Source organism: Sphingomonas sp., from assembly GCF_045810705.1.
Classification (GTDB): domain Bacteria; phylum Pseudomonadota; class Alphaproteobacteria; order Sphingomonadales; family Sphingomonadaceae; genus Sphingomicrobium.
In genome coordinates this window covers 51,506-72,802 of the sequence record NZ_JBJMVI010000010.1, presented here as the reverse complement: position 1 = coordinate 72,802, position 21,297 = coordinate 51,506, and the positions used below count along the sequence as shown (strand labels likewise).

Annotated in this window: 28 protein-coding genes; 3 read left to right on the top strand and 25 right to left on the bottom strand. The window is 65.7% G+C overall.

Translation table 11 applies throughout. The features are described from left to right. Nucleotides 1-41 precede the first annotated feature (41 nt). Entirely contained in the window at nt 42-2,018 is a 1,977-nt protein-coding gene (locus ACJ8FR_RS05030; RefSeq protein WP_407827527.1) for a transglycosylase domain-containing protein, read from the bottom strand. Nucleotides 2,019-2,119: 101 nt separating this feature from the next. Between ACJ8FR_RS05030 and ACJ8FR_RS05025 the strand changes: the two genes are divergently transcribed. Continuing rightward, on the top strand, nt 2,120-3,580 hold the full coding sequence (locus tag ACJ8FR_RS05025) for an ABC transporter substrate-binding protein (protein ID WP_407827526.1): 1,461 nt from the start codon (nt 2,120-2,122) through the stop codon (nt 3,578-3,580). Then, entirely contained in the window at nt 3,581-4,009 is a 429-nt protein-coding gene (locus ACJ8FR_RS05020; protein ID WP_407827525.1) for a DUF4112 domain-containing protein, read from the top strand. On the opposite strand, the gene ACJ8FR_RS05015 is transcribed toward ACJ8FR_RS05020, so the two are convergent. The 22 genes from ACJ8FR_RS05015 to ACJ8FR_RS04910 form a co-directional block, all read right to left on the bottom strand. Further along, nucleotides 4,006-4,692: a TonB family protein gene (locus tag ACJ8FR_RS05015; RefSeq protein ID WP_407827524.1), complete on the bottom strand. Its 687-nt coding sequence runs from the start codon at nt 4,690-4,692 to the stop codon at nt 4,006-4,008. The genes ACJ8FR_RS05020 and ACJ8FR_RS05015 overlap by 4 nt on opposite strands. 46 nt (nt 4,693-4,738) lie before the next feature. Continuing rightward, nucleotides 4,739-5,050 (bottom strand): hypothetical protein, encoded by a 312-nt coding sequence (locus ACJ8FR_RS05010; RefSeq protein WP_407827523.1) that lies wholly within the window; start codon nt 5,048-5,050, stop codon nt 4,739-4,741. A gap of 144 nt (nt 5,051-5,194) precedes the next feature. Then, complete coding sequence (locus ACJ8FR_RS05005; protein WP_407827522.1) at nt 5,195-5,722, bottom strand: CAP domain-containing protein; 528 nt, start codon at nt 5,720-5,722, stop codon at nt 5,195-5,197. A gap of 140 nt (nt 5,723-5,862) precedes the next feature. After that, nucleotides 5,863-6,894: a quinolinate synthase NadA gene (gene nadA, locus ACJ8FR_RS05000; protein ID WP_407827521.1), complete on the bottom strand. Its 1,032-nt coding sequence runs from the start codon at nt 6,892-6,894 to the stop codon at nt 5,863-5,865. After that, nucleotides 6,891-7,610: a DUF4230 domain-containing protein gene (locus ACJ8FR_RS04995; RefSeq protein ID WP_407827520.1), complete on the bottom strand. Its 720-nt coding sequence runs from the start codon at nt 7,608-7,610 to the stop codon at nt 6,891-6,893. Before ACJ8FR_RS04995 ends, nadA begins: the two co-directional genes overlap by 4 nt. Continuing rightward, nucleotides 7,595-8,440 (bottom strand): MBL fold metallo-hydrolase, encoded by an 846-nt coding sequence (locus ACJ8FR_RS04990; protein WP_407827519.1) that lies wholly within the window; start codon nt 8,438-8,440, stop codon nt 7,595-7,597. Before ACJ8FR_RS04990 ends, ACJ8FR_RS04995 begins: the two co-directional genes overlap by 16 nt. 35 nt (nt 8,441-8,475) lie before the next feature. Beyond that, entirely contained in the window at nt 8,476-9,384 is a 909-nt protein-coding gene (locus ACJ8FR_RS04985; RefSeq protein WP_407827518.1) for a hypothetical protein, read from the bottom strand. A 33-nt stretch (nt 9,385-9,417) separates the two neighbouring features. Beyond that, complete coding sequence (locus ACJ8FR_RS04980) at nt 9,418-10,662, bottom strand: glycosyltransferase (RefSeq protein WP_407827517.1); 1,245 nt, start codon at nt 10,660-10,662, stop codon at nt 9,418-9,420. 240 nt (nt 10,663-10,902) lie between these two features. Beyond that, on the bottom strand, nt 10,903-11,229 hold the full coding sequence (gene grxD / locus ACJ8FR_RS04975; protein WP_407827516.1) for a Grx4 family monothiol glutaredoxin: 327 nt from the start codon (nt 11,227-11,229) through the stop codon (nt 10,903-10,905). Further along, nucleotides 11,226-11,474 (bottom strand): BolA family protein, encoded by a 249-nt coding sequence (locus ACJ8FR_RS04970; RefSeq protein WP_407827515.1) that lies wholly within the window; start codon nt 11,472-11,474, stop codon nt 11,226-11,228. The genes grxD and ACJ8FR_RS04970 overlap by 4 nt, the downstream gene beginning before the upstream one ends. Continuing rightward, a complete protein-coding gene (locus ACJ8FR_RS04965; RefSeq protein WP_407827514.1) occupies nt 11,474-11,803 on the bottom strand; it encodes a DUF1476 domain-containing protein in 330 nt (109 codons plus the stop codon). Before ACJ8FR_RS04965 ends, ACJ8FR_RS04970 begins: the two co-directional genes overlap by 1 nt. 57 nt (nt 11,804-11,860) lie before the next feature. Then, entirely contained in the window at nt 11,861-12,142 is a 282-nt protein-coding gene (locus ACJ8FR_RS04960) for a hypothetical protein (protein WP_407827513.1), read from the bottom strand. Between the two features lie 71 nt (nt 12,143-12,213). Further along, nucleotides 12,214-13,200: an NADPH:quinone oxidoreductase family protein gene (locus ACJ8FR_RS04955; RefSeq protein WP_407827512.1), complete on the bottom strand. Its 987-nt coding sequence runs from the start codon at nt 13,198-13,200 to the stop codon at nt 12,214-12,216. A gap of 7 nt (nt 13,201-13,207) precedes the next feature. After that, nucleotides 13,208-13,843 (bottom strand): CoA transferase subunit B, encoded by a 636-nt coding sequence (locus ACJ8FR_RS04950; protein WP_407827511.1) that lies wholly within the window; start codon nt 13,841-13,843, stop codon nt 13,208-13,210. Nucleotides 13,844-14,105: 262 nt separating this feature from the next. Next, nucleotides 14,106-14,555: a hypothetical protein gene (locus ACJ8FR_RS04945; protein ID WP_407827510.1), complete on the bottom strand. Its 450-nt coding sequence runs from the start codon at nt 14,553-14,555 to the stop codon at nt 14,106-14,108. Beyond that, the gene (locus ACJ8FR_RS04940) at nt 14,555-15,262 is read right to left on the bottom strand and encodes a CoA transferase subunit A (RefSeq protein ID WP_407827509.1); all 708 of its coding nucleotides are present in this window, start codon (nt 15,260-15,262) and stop codon (nt 14,555-14,557) included. The genes ACJ8FR_RS04945 and ACJ8FR_RS04940 overlap by 1 nt, the downstream gene beginning before the upstream one ends. Before the next feature lie 30 nt (nt 15,263-15,292). After that, nucleotides 15,293-15,760, bottom strand: coding sequence for a heme-binding protein (locus ACJ8FR_RS04935; RefSeq protein ID WP_407827508.1), 468 nt, complete (start codon nt 15,758-15,760; stop codon nt 15,293-15,295). Between the two features lie 97 nt (nt 15,761-15,857). Further along, complete coding sequence (locus ACJ8FR_RS04930) at nt 15,858-16,376, bottom strand: hypothetical protein (protein WP_407827507.1); 519 nt, start codon at nt 16,374-16,376, stop codon at nt 15,858-15,860. Continuing rightward, nucleotides 16,373-16,888 carry a hypothetical protein gene (locus tag ACJ8FR_RS04925; protein ID WP_407827506.1) on the bottom strand — a complete coding sequence of 172 codons (516 nt, stop codon included), beginning with the start codon at nt 16,886-16,888 and terminating at the stop codon, nt 16,373-16,375. The genes ACJ8FR_RS04930 and ACJ8FR_RS04925 overlap by 4 nt, the downstream gene beginning before the upstream one ends. Before the next feature lie 113 nt (nt 16,889-17,001). After that, nucleotides 17,002-18,432 (bottom strand): PLP-dependent aminotransferase family protein, encoded by a 1,431-nt coding sequence (locus tag ACJ8FR_RS04920; RefSeq protein ID WP_407827505.1) that lies wholly within the window; start codon nt 18,430-18,432, stop codon nt 17,002-17,004. An 88-nt stretch (nt 18,433-18,520) separates the two neighbouring features. Beyond that, on the bottom strand, nt 18,521-19,207 hold the full coding sequence (locus ACJ8FR_RS04915; protein ID WP_407827504.1) for a glutathione S-transferase family protein: 687 nt from the start codon (nt 19,205-19,207) through the stop codon (nt 18,521-18,523). Nucleotides 19,208-19,254: 47 nt separating this feature from the next. Further along, a complete protein-coding gene (locus tag ACJ8FR_RS04910; protein ID WP_407827503.1) occupies nt 19,255-20,145 on the bottom strand; it encodes a LysR substrate-binding domain-containing protein in 891 nt (296 codons plus the stop codon). A gap of 92 nt (nt 20,146-20,237) precedes the next feature. Here ACJ8FR_RS04910 and ACJ8FR_RS04905 point away from each other — a divergent pair, with 92 nt between their 5' ends. Then, a complete protein-coding gene (locus ACJ8FR_RS04905) occupies nt 20,238-20,630 on the top strand; it encodes a VOC family protein (protein WP_407827502.1) in 393 nt (130 codons plus the stop codon). Here ACJ8FR_RS04905 and ACJ8FR_RS04900 read toward each other — a convergent pair. Together ACJ8FR_RS04900 and ACJ8FR_RS04895 are read right to left on the bottom strand one after the other, a co-directional pair. After that, the gene (locus tag ACJ8FR_RS04900) at nt 20,611-20,982 is read right to left on the bottom strand and encodes an ACT domain-containing protein (RefSeq protein ID WP_407827501.1); all 372 of its coding nucleotides are present in this window, start codon (nt 20,980-20,982) and stop codon (nt 20,611-20,613) included. The two genes, ACJ8FR_RS04905 and ACJ8FR_RS04900, sit on opposite strands and share 20 nt — an antisense overlap. A gap of 2 nt (nt 20,983-20,984) precedes the next feature. After that, complete coding sequence (locus tag ACJ8FR_RS04895; protein WP_407827500.1) at nt 20,985-21,287, bottom strand: SCP2 sterol-binding domain-containing protein; 303 nt, start codon at nt 21,285-21,287, stop codon at nt 20,985-20,987. Nucleotides 21,288-21,297: the final 10 nt, after the last annotated feature.

Sequence of the window (21,297 nt, the reverse complement as noted above, 5' to 3'; positions counted from 1 at the left end):
AATGCGCAGGCTCGCTATGAACTTTGGTTAAGTATCCTTCGTCAGGGCCGCCCAGCCAGCCGCTCCAGCTGCCTGGCGAGCGTTTGCAGCGGCTTGGTGGCATCGCTCCATTCGGGCGGCAGCGGGCTCTTTAGCTCGGAGCTTCGATCAGGCGCCCGGCGGCCGAACTGCGTCGGCAAGGGCGGCCCGCGCTCGCGGTCGATGGCCAGGGCCGACATCATGAAGTTGTGCCAGATCTCTGCCGGCACGGTACCGCCGCTCACCTTGCCTAGGGACCTATTGTCGTCGCGGCCGACCCATACGCCGACGACAAGGTCACCGGCGAAGCCGACGAAGAGCGCGTCGCGATTTTCCTGGCTTGTGCCGGTCTTTCCGAAGGTCGGCACGGGGAGCGCCGCGCGCCGCCCGGTACCGTTGTTCGCGGCGGCATAAAGCAGGTCGAGCATCGGCGCCCAATCGCGCTGGCGGTCGAGCGTCCCTGCGGAGCGGAAAAATGCCGCCAAGCCACCGATGGGCTGCTCGTCGGGAAGGCCGCGCGCAGTGATCGGATAATGCCCGCCGGCGATCGCGGCGTAAGCGGAGGTCAGCTCGAGCAGGCTGACGCCCGCACTGCCAAGGGCGAGGCTTGGCTTGTCGGGCAGCGGCGTTGTGATGCCGAGGTCACGCGCGGCGCGGATCACATTGGAGCGGCCGACCTGTTGGGACAGGCGGACGGTGGCCGCGTTGCTCGACCGCGCGAAGGCTTCGCGAAGCGTGATTCGGCCGCGGTAAACCCGGTCGCTATTGACCGGGGTCCAGCCTCCGATCGTGACCGGCGAATCTTCGATCATGCTGTCGGGAGTCCAGCCGGCACGAAGTGCTGCAAGATAGACGAATAATTTGAACGCCGAGCCCGGCTGGCGCCGCGCTTGCGTCACGCGGTTGAACGGCGAGTCGGCATAGGCTTTGCCGCCGACCATCGCGACTACCCGGCCGTCGGGGCGCATCGCGACCAGCGCCGTTTGGGCATCGCCGATGGTCGCGTGAGCGACCGAGCGCTCGGCGAGGCGCTGCAGTCCGCGGTCTAAGGTCGTCCGGACCTGAACCCGGCCGAAATCGGACTCGAAGGCCTTGGCGGCCGACGGTGCGACCCAATCCGCGAAATACGTGCCGGCGGGAAGCTTGGCTTCCTGCGCGACCGGCCGGGCGAGCGAGATGGCCTGGAGGCGCCGTTGGCTGATCGCACCAGTATCCGACATTGCCTGAAGCACGAGCTGGCTGCGTTTTTGAGCGGCGGCGAGATGCTGAGTGGGGGCGAGCCGCGATGGTGCCTGCACCATCCCCGCGAGCATCGCCGATTGCGCCAGGTTCAACCTTTCCGGATCGCGATGAAAGTAATGGTGCGCGGCCGCGCGCAGGCCATAGACCCCGTCGCCGAAATAGACGCTCGATAGATAGCGCGAGAGAATTTCCTGCTTGCTCAGCCAGGCCTCGAGCCAAAAGGCGATGATCACTTCCTGCGCCTTGCGCTTGATGGTCCGGTCGCCGGAAAGGAAGTTAGTCTTAGCGAGCTGCTGGGTGATTGTGCTGCCCCCCTGCCGGACACCGCCGCCGCGCATGTCGGCGACGAACGCGCGCGCCATGCCGCGAGGGTCGATTCCCCAGTGGCGATAAAAACGCCGGTCCTCGATGGCGACGAATGCCGCGGAAGTCAGCGGGTTGAGCCTGGTGACATCGACTGGCGCTTCCTTGATCGCGCCACGCAGCGCAATCGGACGACCGTCGTCGCTCTCCAGCAGAAGCGCGGGATCCTGCAACGGCTCGAGCGCGCGCGACAACGGCGCCGTGATCACGAGCCACAGGAGTGTCACGACGAGCAGCGCGGAGACCGAGTAGAGGATAAGGGGCCAGCGGCGGTGGTGCCGGGGCCGTTCCTGCTCCTCCGCTGGCGCCGGTGTCCCGGGCGCGAACGGATCCGGCAGCTCCTCCACCGGCAAGCCGTCGCGAGTCCAGACCGTATCCCTCTCCGCTACCCTCATATCACTCGCGGACTCGCTTTAGCTGCCTTAGTTCAGTAATACAGTCGGAACGAGATATCCAGATGCTTGCTGAACCGATCGTTGCGCGTAAAGCCGCGGGCATGCGGCGCCTCCTCGCACTTTTCCTCATCCCAGCGCTGATGCTCACTCCGGCCGCCTGCCGGCGGCAGCCGCAGGGAATGTTGAGGGCTGTCGTGATCGGCGACGAACTCAAGCTGCGCGACCCCATAGCGGGACCGCTGTCGCCTCCCGACGCCGAACTGCTGGAGAATGTCGCGCAGGGCCTTGTTCGCTTCGATGCCGCAGGGAACATCGTCGGTGGTCTGGCCGAGCGCTGGAACGTCAGCGACGATGGCCTCAGCTACATCTTTCGGATCGCGTCGAAGAATTGGCACGACGGGACCAAGATCACCGCTCAGCAAGTCGCGCGGCTGATCAAGCGCCAGCTAGCCGAGCGCAGCCGCAACCCGCTCAAGGACTCGCTCGGCGCTGTCGATGACGTCGTGGCGATGACCGACAGGGTGATCGAGATCCGCCTGCTCGCGCCCCGCCCTAACCTCCTTGCTCTGCTCGCGCAGCCGGAATTCGCAATCCTCCGCGGCCAGGACGGGACCGGCCCGTTTTCGCCAGTCTGGACCGGCGGACCCGGTGGCGAAGTCCACCTCAGCCGCGAACTCGCCGCGGGCGATGACGAGATCAACCAGCGGGAAGACGTGCTGCTTTCCGCAGCGTCAGCAAAAGATGCGATCGGCGATTTTGCCCGGGGCAAGAGCGATCTCGTCCTCGGCGGCACATTCGCCGACCTGCCGCTTACAAGCCGGTTCCGGCTTGGCCGCGATCCGCTGCGCTTCGACCCCGCATCGGGCCTGTTCGGGCTGGTACCGGTCCAGGCCGGGGGGAAGCTCGACAATCCCGAAATTCGCCGGCTGCTCGCGCAGGCATTCGATCGCAGTGCGTTCGTCGACGCCCTCCAGGTTCCCGGGCTCGCTCCGCGGCCGAGCTTGCTTGAACCAGGCCTCGACGGCACGCCCGCACCGATAAGCCCTACCTGGTTCAACACTCCGGTCACCGACCGGCTGCCTGCACTCCGCGCCGATGCGGATCGCCTGATCGGGAAAAACAAACCGGTGATCGCGGTCGCACTCCCGCAAGGGGCCGGCGCGGATCTGCTCCTCCGGCAGTTGCAGCACGACTGGGGCGCGATTGGACTGACGGTCGAGCGCGCGCCATCGGCGGCGGCGGCCGACTTCGCGCTGATTGACGAAGTTGCTCCCTCCTCCTCCTCGTCCTGGTTCGTGCGCCGATTCCGCTGCGGCGTGGCGCGCATTTGCGATCCACAGGCGGATCTTCTGATGGAAGCTGCGCGGGAGACACCAGTCCCGGCGCAGCGTTACGCATTGCTCAGCCAGGCCGCCGCGCGGATCGACAATGAGCAGCTATTCATCCCCATCGCCGCGCCGGTGCGCTGGTCGCTCGTCTCGGCCCGAGTCCAGGGCTTCGCCGGGAACCGTTACGCGCGTCACACGCTCACCGACCTGCAAGAACAACCAGGCAATCAGTAGATGGCGATTCCAGGCGACGAGCGGCTGCCATTTCCGCGGCTCGGTGCGGACCCGGCCTCGGTCCGCCAGCGCGTCGAGGCGCTGGAGAAACTGCTCGAACGAATGTTCGTGATTCCGGGCACGAAACAGACCGTTGGTCTGGACGTGATCCTCGACCTGATCCCGGTCGCCGGCGACATCGTGGCGGCCGCGCTCGGCGCCTATATCGTGTGGGAGGCGCGAAACCTCGGCATGTCGCGATGGCAGATCGCCAGGATGGCGGGCAATGTTGGGTTCGATTGGTTGCTCGGCCTGATCCCGTGGGTCGGGGCAATCCCCGACTTCTTCTTCCGCTCCAACTCCCGCAACTTGAAGATGATCAAGCGCCATCTCGACAAGCATCATGCGGCGACGGCGACCGTGGAAGGCCAGATCACCAAGCGCGGCTAGCGGCTGCGTGCCACCCAATCATGCTCGCCGTCGACTTCGTCTTCGATCGGTCGACCATAGCGATCGGTGCTCGGCCGATAGACGAACCGCTGCTGGACCAGGCGGCAGGTCAGCGCGTCGAGCTGCGGAACCCCGCTTGACCTGGTGACGATGCAGCGGCCGACGCGGCCATTGGGTTCGACGGTGAAGGTGAACTGGACTCGGCCGCCGATCCCGGCCTCGCGCAACTCGCGCGGGTAGTCGCGGGAGGTGATCTCCCCGGCGATCTGCTCGAGGTCGCTCCCGCCCTCGTCATCGCCATAGCCATTGCCGCCGGTGCCTCCGCCTGCGCCTGCGCCAAGCGCCGGCCCCGTCCCAGTCCCTCCGCCGGATGGTGCCGCTGACGGCTTGACCGCGACGACCGGCGTGATGGACGGCGGCGCAATTGCTGCCCGCGGACCGGGTGTCCCCCCCGGCTTGGCCGGCTCAGCCTTGGGGGTCGCCGCCTGGTGGTGTTGGGGTTTTGGCTTCACGGGCTCGGGCGGCGGCGGCGGTTTGGCCAGCGTCACGTCGACAAGCCGTTGGACGAGGTCGGCGGGCCGAACCAGATCCACGCGGAAGCCGCGCAGCAACACCAGTCCGAGACCAAGCTGGACAAGTGTGACCGCGGCGAGCGCTTTCGTGCGCTCCCGCGGTCCCACCATTTTCCGTCGCCGGGCGTAGGCGGGCATCGAGCGCCCGCGTCAGGCGTCAGCGCGTGTAGTAACAGCGCCGAGGCGCGGTCGAGGCGCGGTCGATCGCCCGGCCGGCGAATGCGCCGCCGACAGCGCCCGCGACGGCGCCGACCGGCCCGCCGAGCACCTTGCTTCCGACGACCGCACCGCCGACTCCGCCGGCGACGAGGCCGGTAGTGCCGCTCGAATAGCGGCAAACCCTGTGGCCGTAGTACGTGCTGCCGTAATAATGATGCCGCCGGTGCCGGGCCTCCGCTGGAACCGAAATCGCCGTTGCGGTGGTGGCGGCAAGCGCCGCTGCTGTGATGATTCTCGATATGGTTCGCATGTCTCGTTCCTCTATTTCGCTGGTACAACGAGCGTCGCTACGCAAGTTTCCAAACGCAATGCGGTAACGCCGGAGCGTTGCAGGCGAGAGGTGCCCCGCCGCCCTGAACTCGCCTATAAACCGCCCGGGCGGACTGCTGTTCCGTCAGCGCGCGGCAAATCCCACCGGGCGGCCGTCGACGTTGCCCTTATAAGCGTAGCGGCAAACGAGATAGTCGACGCGTCCGGTCGACGCGAGCGCGCAGCCCACGCGCTGCGTCGTCGGCCAGATCATTTGCGTGTAATGGCCGACGTCTTCCCAATTGCCGGTGCGGCTGACGCCGGGAAAGGTGCCCGGAACGAAGAAGCGCTTCTCGGACGCCCAGCCGCCCACCATCGCCTCGACGCTGAACGCGCCGTGGGTCCCCATCCACAGATTCTCGCCGGTGCCGGGGCGGAGGGAACGGTCGGAATGCGCAAACCGCCCCGTCATCGCCATTTGCGATGCATAGCCTGCCGCCGCCGTGCCGAGCGCATCATCCCACACCACCGGCGGCACGCCCGCGCGCGCCCGTTCGGTATTATGCGCTGCGAGGATGCGCGCCGGGAATTGAGCCGCGAACGACGCCTGAGCGGCGGCCGGCGACGATGCGCCAGCCGCTGCGAGCAGCCCAAGCCCGGTCCAAAATCGCAAGAAATCCCTCCCCGAACCCCACACGCAAACTACTGCGCCATCGGCCAACCGCGACTGAACGCCCATCCGCGCATACCGCAGCGGCCACTCGCCTCATCGTAAATCGGGAATGGAAATAGACGCTTAACGCGGGCCTGACCTCAATCGCCGCTGATCGCCGGGTCGATGTCCTCGGGATGGTCGAGCAGGGGCGCGCCGACGTCGCCCTGCCCCACAGTGCGCCCGGCCATCTCGAGCATCCTCTCGAGCGGCACCCTGGCCCGCGCCATGACCTCCGTCGAGAGCTCGATCCGCGGCTCGAGGTCGCGCAGGGCGACGTACAGCTTCTCGAGCGTGTTGAGCGCCATGTACGGGCACATGTTGCAGTTGCAATTGCCGTCGCCGCCGGGGACGCCGATGAAGGTCCTGTCCGGCGCGGCTTTCTCCATCTGGTGGATGATGTGCGGCTCGGTCGCGACGAGTATCGTCGTCGCTGGCGACATCAGCGCGAAATCGAGGATCGACCTGGTCGAGCCGACGTGGTCGGCATGGTCGATGATGTGCGGCGGGCATTCGGGGTGGGCCGCGACCGGCGCGTCGGGATGCTCGGCCTTGAGTTTCAGCAGTTCGGTTTCGCTGAACGCCTGGTGGACGATGCAGATGCCGGGCCACAGCAGCATCTCGCGCCCGGTCTTGCGCGCGAGATAGCCGCCGAGATGGCGGTCGGGCCCAAAGATGATCTTCTGGTCAGTCGGGATCTGGTCGAGGATGACCTTCGCGCTGCTGCTCGTGACGATGATGTCCGACAGAGCTTTCACCGCCGCCGAGCAGTTGATGTAGGTCAACGCGATATGATCCGGATGCGCCTTGCGGAAGGCTGCGAACTGATCGGGCGGGCAGCTATCCTCGAGGCTGCAGCCGGCATCCATGTCCGGCAGGACCACGATCTTTTCCGGTGACAGGATCTTGGCCGTCTCGGCCATGAAGCGAACGCCGCAAAAGGCGATCACCTCGGCGTCGGTCTCGGCAGCTTTGCGTGAAAGATCGAGGCTGTCCCCGACAAAGTCCGCCAGGTCCTGGATTTCGGGTTTCTGATAATAGTGGGCGAGGATGACCGCGTTGCGTGCCCGCTTCAGGCGGTCGATCTCGGCGAGCAGGTCGAGGCCCTTCAGCGTGGTCGATTGAACCGTCATTTCTGCCCTTGTGCCGCGCGGCGGCGTTCGGCTTCCTGGATCGCCTGATCATATGGGGTCGAAAGGTCGAGATAGGAAGCGTCGTCGCTCCCCTCGGTCGGGAAGCGCGCCACCACCTTCACGTCCTTGTAGCCGGCGGCGACGAGCGGCATCGCGAAGCTGCGCTCGATCGCCGCTCGCGCGGCCTGGTGCGCGAGCCGCATCTGCATCGCGCCCTGGGCCTGTTTCCTCAGGTCGGCGACGGCCTTCGCGCGGTTCACGGAATCGAGCTGCTGGTTGGCGTTGGTCAGCGCGGAGAGAATTCCGCCCTGGCCATATTCCTGCGCCGCGGCGAGGTCGACGTCGGGGCCCGCGATCTCGATTTCGGGTAGCTGGACGCGGAGCGTGCTCGTCGCCTTGTCCCACGTCACGTCGCCCGCCCCCAGCCTGGACAGGTCGAGCTCGTAGCGGACGTCGCCGGGCAGGATCAGCGTCCGCTTGGTCGACAGGCCAAAGCGGCTCTCCTCGGTTGTGGTGACCGACACGTAGCGCGCCACGAACGCGATCAGCCGGTTTTGCGCCCTCACGGATTCAAGGCTCGCGCTGGCGATCGTCTTCGGATTGGGCCCGCCGAAAAGCCGGTCGGCGATGCCGGTCGTCGTGCCGACAATCACGCCGAGCAGCAGCGCGACGATGACCATCAACAATACCAACGGCTTGTTCAGGCGGCTTTCCATTCGTCTCCCTGGCTCTGAACGAGCCCGCGGCGCTCAAGGTCCAGCAGGTGCGCGAACACCGATCCGCCGGCCGCGACCGTCAGGCGCGGATCGAGACCCGGATAGGCGTTGGCGACGATGTCCGCGATTGGCCGCGGCTGCTCGCTCACCAGCTTAAGGATCTGCCGTTCGCGTTGCATCCGATGGCCGACCAAATGACGCACATATTGCTGGGGGTTAGTCACCGCCGGCCCATGCGCCGGATAATAGATGCGGTCGTCGCGCCGCCGGAGCTTGTCGAGGCTGCGCATATATTCGGCCATGTCGCCGTCGGGCGGAACGACGACCGTCGTCGACCAACCCATCACATGGTCGCCGGTGATCAAGGCGCCCCGCCGGGCGAAGCAGAGATGGTTCGACGTGTGTCCCGGCGTTGCCACGGCCGTGACCGGCTCGCCGTCCACATCGATCGATTCACCGTCCGCGAGAACGCGGTCAGGATGATAATCGCCGTCGAACGAGGCGTCGGCGCGCGGGCCGACGGTCTCCAGCGCCAGCGCCGCACAGCCGATGATCGGGGCGCCGGTGCGCTCCCCGAGCGGCCGCGCGGCAGGACTATGGTCGCGGTGAGTATGGGTGCACATGATGGCAACCACGGGTCGCGCCGCCACCGCCTTCTCCAGCGCGTCGAGATGCTCGGGCAGGTCTGGGCCGGGATCGACGACCGCAACTTCGTTTGTCCCGATCAAGTAGGTCTGGGTGCCAAAATAGGTGAACGCCGACGGATTATGCGCCAGGACCCGCGCGATCCCCGGCTCCAAATGCTCCAGCTTCGCGTAAGGCGCATCCATGACTTCAGCCTGTGCCACGCCGCCGCAGGGCTTGGCTAGCAGCGCAGGGCGTAGGGTCCTTCCGATTGCAGCACCCGGGCATCGGCGGCACGGACGATCCTCAGCTCCAGTCGGCCCGCGCCGAATCCGGAACACACGTCGCGCGGCAAGTTGCTGCGAAGGGCGCGGCCCTTGCGCAGCCCGTCGAGCGCGATGTCGCCTTTCGCCTCGCCGTTGCGGACGAATTGCAGCGTGGTTCCGGTGGGAATGTCCTCGCCCGGTCGGATCGTGACGACCGTCTCGCTCTCAAACCCCGCGCATGGTCCTGAACCCGCGAGATCGCCCGGGCTCTCGCAGTCGATCGCCAGTCGCGGCGCAACGAGTGGGGCCGGGACCGGAGCCGCTGCCGAGGTCGGCACATTTGCAGCGTATGAGGGGACCGCGGTCACACCAGCCGGATCCTGTCGCACTATGCCCACCGCGGGACCTGCCGCGCCGGTCGCCTCGGCGAGCGTGCCGGTCTCAGGCGGCGGCGGCAGCGGCGGCAGGGTTGCATAATCGCGCGACAATGACGGGGCTGCCTCCGCCCGGCTCTCGCGCTTCGCCGGAACCGACGGGCCGACGATGCTCAGGCGCGCGATCTCACCCTTGATTGCCGCCACGATCTGCTCGCGGGTCGCGGATGCCATATCCTTATTGGCTTCGAGCTTGCGGATGGCGTCGCGCAAGGTCCCGATCCAGTCAGTGTCGCTTTGCCCCTCGACGCCGCATAGCTTGACCTTCGACTTGTGCGGTTGGCCATTGACAACGGCGTCGACCACCGTCTCGAACTTATGGGCATCGCAGCTTTGGATAAGCTTCGGCAGGGCGTCCGATTTCGACGCGGCTTTGGGCGGCGCGGCGGCGAGCGGCGTGACCAACGTCAGCGTTAGCGCAATCAAGGCTGCCCAGCGCATATCGGTCATTGTCCGCCCCGCCGCTGAATGCGCGTTGAACTGTCAGGCGGCCAGCGCCGCCGCGGCGCTCAACCCGAGTTGACGCTCGCGCTGGCGCTCGAATGCGGTCGGGTAGACGTGGCCAAACAGCGCTTCCATGCTACTGTCCCAGCTGAACTGCAGCGCATGCGCCCGCGCAGCCTCACGCATCGAATCGTGGTCGCTTCGCCAGACCGAGAGGATGTTCTCCTCCATCGCCCCGGCGTCCCCGACCGGGCCAAGGCGGCCCATGGCATCGGTCACCCGATCGAGCATGGCGCCTGCGGCAACCCCGACCACCGGCAGCCCTGACGCCTGTGCCTCGATGATCGAGATGCCGAACGTCTCGTCGGCCATGGCCGAGACATAGATGTCGGCGCTGGCCAGCCAGCGGGCGAGGTCGGAGCGGTTCCTGACATAGCCGGGCATGATGATGCGGTCGTCGCCGAGCGCCTCGATTTCCGGCCTGAGCGGCCCCTCGCCGAGCAGCGCCAGCTTGGCGCCAAGCTCTCGCGGAAGCCTGCGAAATGCGTCGACCACCACGTCCGGCTTCTTCTCGCCATCGAGGCGCCCGACATAGATGAGCAAAGGTTGGCCGTCGGCGAGGCCGAGCTTGGCGCGAAGCCGCGGATCGCGGCAGGCCGGCCCGAATTCACCCACTTCCACGCCGAGCGGCACCACTTCGACCGGATCGATCCCGAGGCCGCGCAACTTGGCCGCGCCGCCATTCTCGCTGAGCGCGAAGACGGAGTCGAACCGGCGGTACAGCGTGCCGCAATAGGCATAGCAGATGCGGCCGAGCAGGCCGGCTACCGGCTTGGTCAGGAAGCGCGACAGGGGACGCTCGACGTAGACCGTCGGGAAGTCGGTCATGTAGGCGGCAATCAGGGCCGTGTCCGGGTAGCGGCGCCGATGGGCGAGCGCGGCCCAAGGCAGATTATAGGCGTCCTGGCATTCGATGAGGTCCGGCCGGAACCGCTCGAGCGCGCGCCGTACCGCGCCGCTGCGCAGCAACAGCCGATAATGCGGGCTCCCCGGCACATGAGGCGACGCAATCGTCACCGTAATCGCCCGTTCCTCCTCACGCACGCTGTCCTGCGCGCCTGGGATGATGGCGAGATGGCCGTGCGGTGTAGATTCGAGGATATGGCGCCGCTTATGGAGCAGGTACGTGCGGACGCCGCCGCCCACGTCGGACCAGCTTTGGGTCAGGTCGCAGAACAGCCGTGGGCCGCTGGGGCGAGCGAGATTGAGGCCGTGGCGAGTCACGGTGCCGCCCAACACGGCAGCAGGGGCGAGGTGCCAACGGCGGTAATCCTGGTCGAATTGTGTCGGGAAATTTTACGCAACGCCTGTCTGCCCTTCATTGTCTTGGATCGGAAATGGCAGAAATCAGCCATTCCTTCAGATTGGCACGCCCGTTGCTACTATAACCGCGTCCACTTGGTTCCACGCCACGAAGGGGCGGTGCAGCGGTTCTCTGGTCCAGCTGCACCGCCCCTTCTTCATTCAGGCTTCGGCGCCGATCAGCTGCTGCAGCTCGCCGCTTTCGAACATCTCCATCATGATATCCGACCCGCCGACGAACTCGCCCTTCACGTAGAGCTGCGGGATGGTCGGCCAATCCGAATATTCCTTGATCCCCTGTCGGACCTCTGGGTCCTGGAGGACGTCAACTGTCTCGTACGTCGCGCCGAGATGGTCGAGGATGGAAATCGCGCGGCTGGAAAAGCCGCACTGCGGGAACAGGGCCGTCCCCTTCATGAAGAGCACGACGTCGTTCTTGTGGACGATGTCGGCGATGCGGGATTTTCCATCCCCTTGGGCGTCACTCATTGTGATTTCTCCGGTTGCGGCACCGCGGTTTCGAGCTGCAGTGCGTGAAGCTCTCCCCCGACCCGTCCCCCGAGCGCGGCATAGACGGCCTGATGCTGCTTGATGCGGCTCATCCCGGCAAAGCTGCGGCTGACGACACGCGCTGCGTAATGGTCGCCATCGCCGGCAAGATCGCGGATCGCAACCTCGGCGTCGGGGATCGACGCCCTGATCAGCCGCTCGATTTCGCTCGCGGGCATCGGCATTACTGGTTGCTCGCCTCGATGATCTGGCGCCGCGCGACGATCTCCTTGTTGCGGAGCGCGTCGCGGACCTTCTCCTCGTCGCAGTCCACCCCCGCGGCGGTGAGGTCGCCCAGAACCTTGCGGATTACATCATGCTCGCCCGCTTCCTCGAAATCGGATCGGACCACGTCCTTCGCGTAGGATTCGGCCTCGGCCTCGGTCAGCCCCATCTGCCGGGCGGCCCATTCGCCGAGCAGCCGGTTGCGGCGGGCGGTAATGCGGAACTGCATCTCCTCGTCGCGCGCGAATTTGGCTTCGAAAGCGCGCTCGCGGTCGTCGAACTGTGTCATGCGTTCCCCATGTGCGGTCGCGGCTCCAGATAGGGTGACGGGTGCTGCTAGGCAACGCTAGTCGCGCGCGCGTCGCCAGCGGACGATCAGCAACACGACCACGACCGCGGCAGTATCTGCGAGCCAGTCGAGCGGGTCGCTGTCGCGATGGAGGGCGGGAATGGCCTGAACGACTTCGATCAACGCACCGAACAACGACAGGCCTACCAGGAGCCGGACGAATAAAGCGCGCGGATAGGCAAAGCTTCCGAGCAGGGCCAGCGTCGCGAAGGCGACGATATGCTCCAGCTTGTCATTGGGATGACCCGGCAGTTCGGGCGGATGGGGAAGGATCGCCATGACAAAGGAAAAGCATGCCGCGGCCCAGAAGACTGCGCGCGCGGTAGTGCTTGCGCGCCATTCGGCGAGCCTCAAAGCGTCACCACGAGCTTTCCAACCGCCTTGCGATCGCGGATCGCGGCGATCGCGTCGGCCGCGCGCTCGAGCGGATACGTCGCGCTGACCCTTGGGCTGATCCGGCCCTCCGACCACCAGCGGAACAGCTGCGCGACATGCGCGGCGTTCGCTTTCGGATCGCGCGCGGCAAAGGCGCCCCAGAACACGCCGCAGACGTCGCAGTTCTTGAGCAATGTGAGGTTGAGCGGGAGTTTCGCGATCCCTGCGGGGAAGCCGACCACCAGGAAGCGACCCTCCCAGGCAATGCTGCGCAGCGCAGCCTCGGTATATATCCCCCCGACCGGGTCGAGGATGACGTCGGCGCCGGCGGCACCGACCGCGTCCTTGAACAGCTGCGACAGCGCCTTCGGCTCGACCTCGCCTGTCGGGTAGATGAGCGTTACGTCGGCGCCCGCCTCCCGCGCGGCTGCGGCCTTCTCCTCGGATGAAACCGCTGCAATGACTTTGGCGCCGAGCGCCTTGCCGGTCTCGACCGCAGCGATGCCAACGCCACCGGCAGCGCCCAGGACAAGCAGCGTTTGCCCGGCCTGGAGCTTCCCCCGGTCGACCAATGCGTGGATCACGGTTGCATACGTCATCAGCAATGCCGAGCCCTGTTCGAAGCTGCGCTCGGCCGGGAGCGGGATGGCGCGGTCCGCGGGGACGATCACCTGCTCGGCAAGCCCGCCGAAGCCGAGCGCGGCGATCAGCCGATCGCCGACTGACCAGCCCGCAGCGCCCTGGCCCGCGGCCAGCACTTCGCCCGCGATCTCACCGCCCGGGGCGAACGGCCGCGGCGGTTTCAGCTGATACTTGTCCTCGATGATCAGGACGTCGGGAAAGTTGATCGCGCATGCACGCACCCGCACCAATAGCTCGCCAGGACCGGGCGACGGCACAGGAACATCCTCGAGCCGAAGGCTCTCTGGTCCGCCCGGCTGATGAGAGAGCAGCGCCTTCATTATGCGCTTAGTCGACGTAGCTTGCGGTCGTCTTCCCGCGCACTTCTTCGCGGGTCACCTCTGGCGCCAACTCAATCAGCTTGAACGCGCTGGCGTGGTCGGGCCGCTGGAACACGGCGAGGTCAGTGATGATCATGTCGACGACGTTTCGGCCGGTCAGCGGAAGCGTGCATTCGGGGATGAACTTGGAACTGCCGTCCCTCGACACATGCTCCATGACGACGATGATCTTCTTGACCCCGGCGACGAGATCCATGGCCCCGCCCATGCCCTTGATCATCTTGCCCGGCACCATCCAGTTGGCGAGGTCCCCGTTCTCGCTGACCTCCATGCCCCCGAGCACGGCCAGGTCGATATGCCCGCCGCGGATCATTGCGAAGCTCTGCGCGCTGTCGAAATAGCTCGACTGCGGAAGCTCACTAATGGTCTGCTTCCCGGCGTTGATCAGGTCGGGATCGACCTCGTCCTCGTACGGGAACGGCCCGATGCCGAGCATCCCGTTCTCGCTCTGCAACGTCACCGTCATGCCGGTGGGAATATTATTGGCGACCAAAGTCGGAATGCCGATCCCGAGATTGACATAATAGCCGTCCTCCAGCTCCTTCGCCGCCCGCGCCGCCATCTGGTTCCGGTCCCACGGCATTATTCAACCACCTCATAAGGCCAGCTAAAGTGAGTGTAGAGGAATGGCTTTCCACCCTCGCGATCGGTCTCTTTGGCAGATATTCGAAATCGGGTTCCTACTGGGTGGCCTATCCGCATCGCTCGCGAACACTCAATCTCCATCCATGTCGGGAACGGTTGCTCTTCAATTGGCCGAGCATGAATGTAGTTAGCATCACCTTTGCGCGAGCTCCTGAAGGTTTCGATCACAGTCTTTTGATAATGAGACCAAGGCTGGGCCATTACGCCGCCTTCTTCCGGACGAAAAACGCTGCCGTTCGCGCCACGCAATTTTCGGGCAGTGACTTCCGCCCCGACCGGATCCAACCTCGCGCTTCCATTTCTTGAGCTACGAAGCTGCCGGCCCAGCTGGTTGTATCAAAATGTCCGTATTCCCGGACTTCACGCTGCAAGATTTGATCGACACCTGCCATCGGTGCTTCACCTCGGTCAGCCGCCGCTTCGGCAGCCCGAACACCATCGGACGATCGGCAAATCTTTTCCACCCGCTGAACGATGCCGGAGTCCCTGGTCAGACCCCCACCTGCGCTGTCCAGAAGTTTGTGCTGAAACAGCTTTTCAATAATGTCATCCGCTTCCGACGAATTCGTCTCTCGGGCATGTTCATAGATGGTCATGCGCTGCTTCGGCGTCATCTTCTGCAGCATCTGAACCGTGACGAGCTTCGGCACTATGCCGTTTCCCGCTCGCGCACGGTCTTGAATTCGATCTTCTTGTCGTAGGGCGAGCCGAGGATCAGGCGATTGACGTAGATCGAGGGCAAATGGATGCAGTCGGGGTCGAGATTACCAACCGGCACGATCTCCTCGACCTCGGCGACGCAGACCTTTCCGCAGGTCGCTGCGGGCAAGTTGAAGTTGCGCGCGGTCTTGCGGAACATGAGGTTGCCGATCTCGTCCGCCTTCCAGCCCTTGATGACGCTGAGGTCGGCGCGGATGCCGAACTCCAGGATATATTCCTCGCCATCGAACTGCTTCTTTTCCTTGCCCTCGGCGACCTGCGTGCCGACGCCCGTCTTGGTGTAGAATCCGGGAATGCCTGCTCCACCCGCGCGCATCCGCTCGGCGAGCGTGCCCTGCGGGCAGAATTCGACCTCGAGCTCGCCGGCGAGATATTGCCGCTCGAACTCCTTGTTCTCGCCGACGTAGGACGAAATCATCTTCTTCACCTGCCGCGTCCTGAGCAGCTTGCCGAGACCTTCGTTATCGATCCCCGCGTTGTTCGAGGCGATGGTGAGGTCCTTGACCCCGGTCGCCTGGATCGCGTCGATCAGCCGCTCGGGAATGCCGCACAGGCCGAACCCGCCGGCAGCGATGGTCATGCCGTCGAACAGCAGCCCTTCAAGCGCGGCTTCCGCATTGGGAAAGATCTTCTGCATGCGCCGCCAATAGAAGCGCCGCCGAACCGGTCAAGAATGCGTGATGCGAAGTCCGGACGCGCGCACGCCGGCTTCGGCGCAGGCGGCGTCGTCGGCCGGCGCTTCGCCCGACACACCGACAGCACCGATCCGCGCCTTGCCGTCGGCGGTGTACACTGGAACGCCGCCGGGCACCGTCACCACGTGCGGCGCATTGGCAAAGCCGGGCGTGCCTTTGGCCGCCTCAACCATCTCAGCGGTCGAGAATCCCCACGCGGCTGCGGCCTCTGCCTTGGCGAGCGCGAAATCGAAGATACCGCTGCCGTTGCCGTCCATGCGCAGCGCGGCGACGACGTGCCCGCCCGTATCGACCACCGCGATGGCGTGGCTCTGCATCTTGGGCGCGGACTGGGCAACGCAACCGGCGACGATCGCCTCCGCCGCGCGTGCGTCGAGGAGAGGCGAGTGGGGTTGCGGCTGGGCGGCCACGGCTGCGAGCAGGATCAAGATGGAAGGCACGCCCAGTCCCCTTTGCGACCTGACGGGCCAACTGCATGCAGCAGCGTATTTGGCAACGGCAGTTCGACCGACGGTCAGACGACGGTGACGATCGCCGTCACAATTTCTGCCCGTGCGGTACGTAGATGGCGTCGAAGCCGGTACGCCACGCGACCCCATCGCGCGAGACCTGGATTTCCTGATGCACCCGCCCGCCCGGCAGTGCGGTGAGGATTGTACGGTCGTAATAGACTGCGCCGCTCTTGCCCTCGATCTCGCCCTGGAAAGTCGTGCTGGCCGGTGCGTGGGCACGCACCACTTTCACCTTGATCCCGCCGGGCACCGCGCTGTTGTTGGTGACCCAGTTCTGGGTCCAGAGGTCTTTGCGGGCATCGTATGCGAACAGGCTCATGCCCTCGTCGCCGCCGCCGCCGTTCCAGCGCTCGGTGACCGCGCATCCGTCCAGAATGCGTTCGACCGTGTCGCGGCCCGCGAGCATCGATCCGACGTAGACGTCCCAGTCGCCGATCCAGAAATCGAGGTTGCGCGACACCTCGGTCGCCCGGCACGGCGGCGATGCTGCGCCGCCTGTCCCCTGTGCAGCGATCGCGGCGGCGGCGACCAGTGCGAGGCTCAATCGGCCGGCTTCGCGGGACGATAGGTGAAGTCGAACGAAGGCGCCCAGGTCTTGCCGGCGTCGGTCGATTGCTGGCCGAACTGGCGCACCGAACCGTCGGCGTTCTTGGTGTAGGTCATTCTCACCAGCGGGCCGCCCCATTTGCCGGTGATGACCATGGCCGAGCCGTTCCAGCCGCCGGTGAAGATCGCCCTCGAGCCCGAAGAGTCGATCCAGAACTGCTCCCAGCGCTTCTCGGCGGGGACATAGATGCTGAGGCTGCCGCCGTTTTGATTGTTCAGCGGCATCCAATTTTCGCGGATGCCGCAGCCGTACACCTTCTCTATCAAGCTGTGCGCCACCTGCCTGCCTTTGGGCCCGTAAACATCCCAGCGACCGACCCAGAAGTCGAACTGATGATATTTGGCATCGGTGCATGCCGCGGCGGCATCGGGGGTCTGAACCGCCGCGGCTGCACCCGTCGTCGCAGTCTGCGCGGCCGACAAGAGAACAAGGATGTGGAACGCAAGCATTGGCGCAACCTCCAAGCTGGCCGGTCAGCGCTTCCCCCGCCGGTCCTGGCTTCTGCTAAGTGTCGAACGGCTATGACCCAATAGCCAATTCATGACCAACTAAGCATACCAATTCAGGTTCGCGCGATCTCCCTGAGCAGGCCAAGGAGGGCTTGTGTCGCGTCTTCGAGTTGGCTGTCGCTCCATCCGGCATAGCCGAGCAGGAAGCCGTTCTCCCCTCGTCCGCTTGCATATTGCTGGGACAGCGGAAGCAGGACCATGCCACGTGTCCGCGCGCGCTCCGCGATCTCCGTGTCGGTTGCGCGCCCGGCAAGCGTCCCGGCCAGTCGGACGGTCAAGTGCATGCCCGCTTGCTGCGGCAGGATTTCGAGCAGGCCGCCGGCATCGCGTGTCAGCAGTTGGTGGAGTGTGCGCCGTCGACGCGTCAATTCGGTGCGAAGCTTGCGCAAATGGCGGGCAAAACCGCCCGTCCCGATGAACTCGGCAAGCGCGGCCTGCGAATTGGTCGGCACCATCGCATAGCTTTCGCGGCGCGCTTCGATGAGTTTGCCGATAAGGTCGGCGGGCCCGGCGGCATAGCCAAGCCTCAGGCCGGAATAGGTCAGTTTCGAAAAGCTGCCGAGCGTCAGGACCGTGGCGTCGGGATCGAGGCTCGCGAGCGACGGCAGCGGCCGGCCGGCAAATCGCATTTCGCCATCATAATCATCGTCGACGAGCACAGCGCCCGTGCGCCGCGACCAGGAGAGAAGCGAAAGCCTCCGCGGCAGGCTCATTGGCATGCCCAGCGGGAACTGTCTGGTCGGGGTGATCAGCGCCATCGACGCGTTGGGTGCGAGCCGTTCGCCCGCGGAAACCACCAAACCCTCGTCGTCGACCGGCACCGGGACGACGTGCAGCCCCTCGCGCTGCAAAGCTTGCCGGGCACTCCCGAGGCCAGGGTCTTCAACCCACGCGGCCGCTTGCCCGTCTCGCGGCAAGGAGCGCGCGATGAGGGTCAGGATGTCGGCATTCCCGGCGGTGATCAGGACCTGGTCGCTGCGAAGCGGAGTGCCGCGCAGCGCGTGGAGATGCTCGGCGACCGCCTCGCGCAGCGGGGGGAGCCCGCCCCAGTGCCGCTCGACGTTGACAGCCTGGTGCCGCCGCCAACCGCGCCCGAGCATCCGTGCCCACAACTGCGAGGGAAATAGCTCCACGTTTTGCCACGCCGGGTCGAACGGCCGCCCTCTTCGCTCCCAGATCGACGCCTGGTCGTCGCTCACTGCCGTGGCTATCGCCGGCACGGGCGGAGCGTCACCGGCCAATGGCAGGGCAGCAACGAAATGGCCTGCACCGACCACGGCATCCAGGAAGCCGTCAGCGGACAGCTGTGCAAAAGCGTCGACCGCGACGGTGCGCGAAACCTCGAGATCATGCGCGAGCTTGCGCGTCGAGGGAAGCCGCGCCCCAGCCGGCAGCCGCCGGGTCAGGATCAGCTCTCGAACATGATGATAGATCTGACGGACCAATGGCTCGGACGCTGAGCGGTCGAGCGTCACCGACAGCATCGCGAGCAAAGCGTCGCGATCGGAAATGGCGTTTGCTGCGTCGGTCAGGCCCAGCGCCTATCCGCCCGCGAGCGGGCGCGCGAACGCGTCAGCGTCGGACCAGAATTCGCTCCGAGCCCTTATCGACAAGCGGTTGAAACTCCTCGGCATTCAGCCCCTCGCGATGCAGTGCGCGGCCCACCGCGGGCCGTTGAAGCGCGCGCGCGACGAGCGCGACCCACTGCGGGTAGCGGTCAATATCAAACCCGATCCGTCGCGCCCAGCGCAGGAAGACCAGCGCGTACGAGTCTGCTGCGGTAAATTGGCCCGCGACCAGCCATTCATCGACGCACAGCGTCTCGATTTCGTTGAACTGCCGCTCGAGCACCTTGCGGCCGCCCTTCTCGAGCCCAGGCCAAAGCGCCTCGTCGTCTGTAAAGCGGCCACCCCGCCACACCTGTGCGAAGGCAATGTGCACGCTCGAGCTGAACCAGCCGAGCAACTCGTTGCAGCGCGCTGCAGGGTGAGGATCGCCGCGCGGCACCGAGCCCGCGGAACCAAAGCGGTCGGCGAGGAAGTTGAGGACCGCGATATTCTCCGTAATGACGCCGCTCTCCGTGCCCAGCGCCGGGATTCGTGCGTGCGGGTTCACCGCGAGATATTCGGGCTTGAGGTGGCCGCCTTCGGCGATCGGGATACGCAGCGCGTCGAACGCCGCGTCGGCTTCCTCAAGGGCAATATGCGGGGCCAGCGAGCATGCACCGGGCGAATAATAGAGCTTGAGCGTATTTGGCATGGCGCCCGGATTGCCGCGCCCGTGTGGCTGAGACCAGCACGTAACCCTCACCCGCCTGTTGAGGGAAATTCACTCTTGTACGTCTTGGCCACGCCCGCAACAAAGGCCGAGATCAGACGCAGCTTCGGCGAGCTGCCGTTCCACACTGCCCAATATGCATATTCGGCCGGCGTCGCGCGCTCGAGGATCCGCACCAGCCTGCCACTCGCCAGGTCGGGGGCGGCGAGCCGGCCGCGCGCGAGGCCGATCCCAATTCCCGACGCCGCGGCCTCGATCACGATCAGCGCGCTGTCGACATAGATCGCATTCCCCGACTGCGTCGGATCGGGTTCGGAAGGATCGAGCCAAAGCCGCCAGCCGCTCTCCGGATGGTGGATCATCAAATGGTCCGAGAGTTCGGCCTGCTTGGTCGGCAAGCTGGTGCCGTAATCGGGGCTTGCGACCGGGAAAAGCACTTCCCTTCCGAGCAGCCGGCTTTCCAGGCCTCGCCAACCGCCCGGCCCGAAGCGGATGGCGACGTCGATCCCGTCGTCGAAGTCCGACAGCGAATCCGAGCAGCGCAGGTCGAGTCGGGCGCCGGCGCAGCATTCCTGCACCTGACCCAGGATCGGCGCGAGAATCTTCTGCGCGATCGAGTGCGTGGTCGATACGACCAGCCGATCGGCAGCCCGCCAGGGGACGGTCGCGAACGCATCTGTCAGCAGCCCGAGGCTGAGCCGAACCCGCGCCGCCAGCGTCTGCCCGGCCGGCGTCAGCCGGACCGCGCGGCCTGTGCGCAGAAACAGCTGCTGGCCGAGACGGTCTTCTAGTCCCCGGATCGCATGGCTGATCGCTCCCGGGGTCAGGTTGAGCTCTTCGGCGGCGCGAGTGAAACTGGCGTGCCGCGCGGCCGCCTCGAACGCGGCAATCGAGCGCAACGAAGGCGGTCGAACGGCCATCGCCAATCACTGGCCTATTTGTGAGTTTCCTTCAATGATTGAGTGAAGATGTCCGACTGGAGCCAGCCGCCCGCGGCGGGCATCCGATCGTGATGCGCATCCAAGGCTATGACCATGTCGGTATCCGCGTCAGCGACGCCGAGCGCGCGCTCCGCTTCTACGCGAGGCTCGGCTTCCGCCCCGACCCCGAGTTCACCGATGACCGGGTCGCCGAGGTGGTTGCCGCCGACGGCACGCGCATCAATCTCATCTTTAACGGCGTCGCGCGCGACGGTGCGCACAACATCCTGCTCGACGAGCCGACCAAGTGGCCCGGCTACACCCACGCCGCATTCGTGGTGGATTCGCTTGAGCCGCTGCTCGGCTGGGCGGCCGCCGAGGGCGTCGCGATTACCGAAGGGCCGGTCGACTGGGGCCGCCGTCTGACCTGTTTCCTCCGCGACCCCGACGGCAACGTGCTTGAGTTCAACGAGTTGCTGCGCTGAGCCCTGTCAATAGCTGCAACGCTTCCTCCCTCAGGTCCCACGGCACGAAGATATGATCGTGGCGCAGGGCCGCGACGATATTGGCGCTGATGCCAGCTTCGGCCAGCCGCTGCGACAGAGCCGCGGTAAGCCCGACTGCGCTGAGGCTCGAATGCACGCCAAGGCTGATCCGCGCCCACTCACCGTCGGAAGCAGGGTGGATGACACAAAGCCCATCATCCTCTCGGACCAAGGCGAACTCGTCCGGACCCAGCGTTGACTCAGACGTTCCCGAAAAACTGTAGCGCTCGCTATGAAGCCTCGGATCAAGCGCCGCGAGGAGTCGGCCTAGATCGCGGTCTCCGCCGCTCAAGCTCAGCTCCGCAGCTTCGCCAGCACGCCCTGGAGCTGCATCGCGTTCGACATGTCGCCGTCGACCTTGAGCTTGCCCATCATGAACGCCGTCATGCCGTCGAGCTGACCCGCCGCCATCTGCTGCCAGTCGTCCCAGCCGACGCGGATGGTCGTGTCCGCGGCGCCATCCTCTTCGCTCACCTGCTGCGCGGCGCCGTCGAGCAAGACCACACCATCGCTCCCGCCGAAGTCAATCTTGACGCGCTTGCCGGCCACCCAAGCCTGGCCTTGCTGCATCCGTTCGACGAGCTCCTGCTTGGTCATCGCCTGCTTT

What these genes read in the sequence shown, in the direction of transcription:
- ACJ8FR_RS05030 (WP_407827527.1), bottom strand. Translation starts at nt 2,018, where the DNA reads ATGAGGGTAGCGGAGAGGGATACGGTCTGGACTCGCGACGGCTTGCCG.
- ACJ8FR_RS05025 (WP_407827526.1), top strand. Translation starts at nt 2,120, where the DNA reads ATGCGGCGCCTCCTCGCACTTTTCCTCATCCCAGCGCTGATGCTCACT.
- ACJ8FR_RS05020 (WP_407827525.1), top strand. Translation starts at nt 3,581, where the DNA reads ATGGCGATTCCAGGCGACGAGCGGCTGCCATTTCCGCGGCTCGGTGCG.
- ACJ8FR_RS05015 (WP_407827524.1), bottom strand. Translation starts at nt 4,692, where the DNA reads ATGGTGGGACCGCGGGAGCGCACGAAAGCGCTCGCCGCGGTCACACTT.
- ACJ8FR_RS05010 (WP_407827523.1), bottom strand. Translation starts at nt 5,050, where the DNA reads ATGCGAACCATATCGAGAATCATCACAGCAGCGGCGCTTGCCGCCACC.
- nadA (WP_407827521.1), bottom strand. Translation starts at nt 6,894, where the DNA reads ATGACGGTTCAATCGACCACGCTGAAGGGCCTCGACCTGCTCGCCGAG.
- ACJ8FR_RS04995 (WP_407827520.1), bottom strand. Translation starts at nt 7,610, where the DNA reads ATGGAAAGCCGCCTGAACAAGCCGTTGGTATTGTTGATGGTCATCGTC.
- ACJ8FR_RS04990 (WP_407827519.1), bottom strand. Translation starts at nt 8,440, where the DNA reads ATGGATGCGCCTTACGCGAAGCTGGAGCATTTGGAGCCGGGGATCGCG.
- ACJ8FR_RS04985 (WP_407827518.1), bottom strand. Translation starts at nt 9,384, where the DNA reads ATGACCGATATGCGCTGGGCAGCCTTGATTGCGCTAACGCTGACGTTG.
- grxD (WP_407827516.1), bottom strand. Translation starts at nt 11,229, where the DNA reads ATGAGTGACGCCCAAGGGGATGGAAAATCCCGCATCGCCGACATCGTC.
- ACJ8FR_RS04970 (WP_407827515.1), bottom strand. Translation starts at nt 11,474, where the DNA reads ATGCCGATGCCCGCGAGCGAAATCGAGCGGCTGATCAGGGCGTCGATC.
- ACJ8FR_RS04965 (WP_407827514.1), bottom strand. Translation starts at nt 11,803, where the DNA reads ATGACACAGTTCGACGACCGCGAGCGCGCTTTCGAAGCCAAATTCGCG.
- ACJ8FR_RS04960 (WP_407827513.1), bottom strand. Translation starts at nt 12,142, where the DNA reads ATGGCGATCCTTCCCCATCCGCCCGAACTGCCGGGTCATCCCAATGAC.
- ACJ8FR_RS04955 (WP_407827512.1), bottom strand. Translation starts at nt 13,200, where the DNA reads ATGAAGGCGCTGCTCTCTCATCAGCCGGGCGGACCAGAGAGCCTTCGG.
- ACJ8FR_RS04950 (WP_407827511.1), bottom strand. Translation starts at nt 13,843, where the DNA reads ATGCCGTGGGACCGGAACCAGATGGCGGCGCGGGCGGCGAAGGAGCTG.
- ACJ8FR_RS04940 (WP_407827509.1), bottom strand. Translation starts at nt 15,262, where the DNA reads ATGCAGAAGATCTTTCCCAATGCGGAAGCCGCGCTTGAAGGGCTGCTG.
- ACJ8FR_RS04925 (WP_407827506.1), bottom strand. Translation starts at nt 16,888, where the DNA reads ATGCTTGCGTTCCACATCCTTGTTCTCTTGTCGGCCGCGCAGACTGCG.
- ACJ8FR_RS04920 (WP_407827505.1), bottom strand. Translation starts at nt 18,432, where the DNA reads ATGCTGTCGGTGACGCTCGACCGCTCAGCGTCCGAGCCATTGGTCCGT.
- ACJ8FR_RS04915 (WP_407827504.1), bottom strand. Translation starts at nt 19,207, where the DNA reads ATGCCAAATACGCTCAAGCTCTATTATTCGCCCGGTGCATGCTCGCTG.
- ACJ8FR_RS04910 (WP_407827503.1), bottom strand. Translation starts at nt 20,145, where the DNA reads ATGGCCGTTCGACCGCCTTCGTTGCGCTCGATTGCCGCGTTCGAGGCG.
- ACJ8FR_RS04905 (WP_407827502.1), top strand. Translation starts at nt 20,238, where the DNA reads ATGCGCATCCAAGGCTATGACCATGTCGGTATCCGCGTCAGCGACGCC.
- ACJ8FR_RS04895 (WP_407827500.1), bottom strand. Translation starts at nt 21,287, where the DNA reads ATGACCAAGCAGGAGCTCGTCGAACGGATGCAGCAAGGCCAGGCTTGG.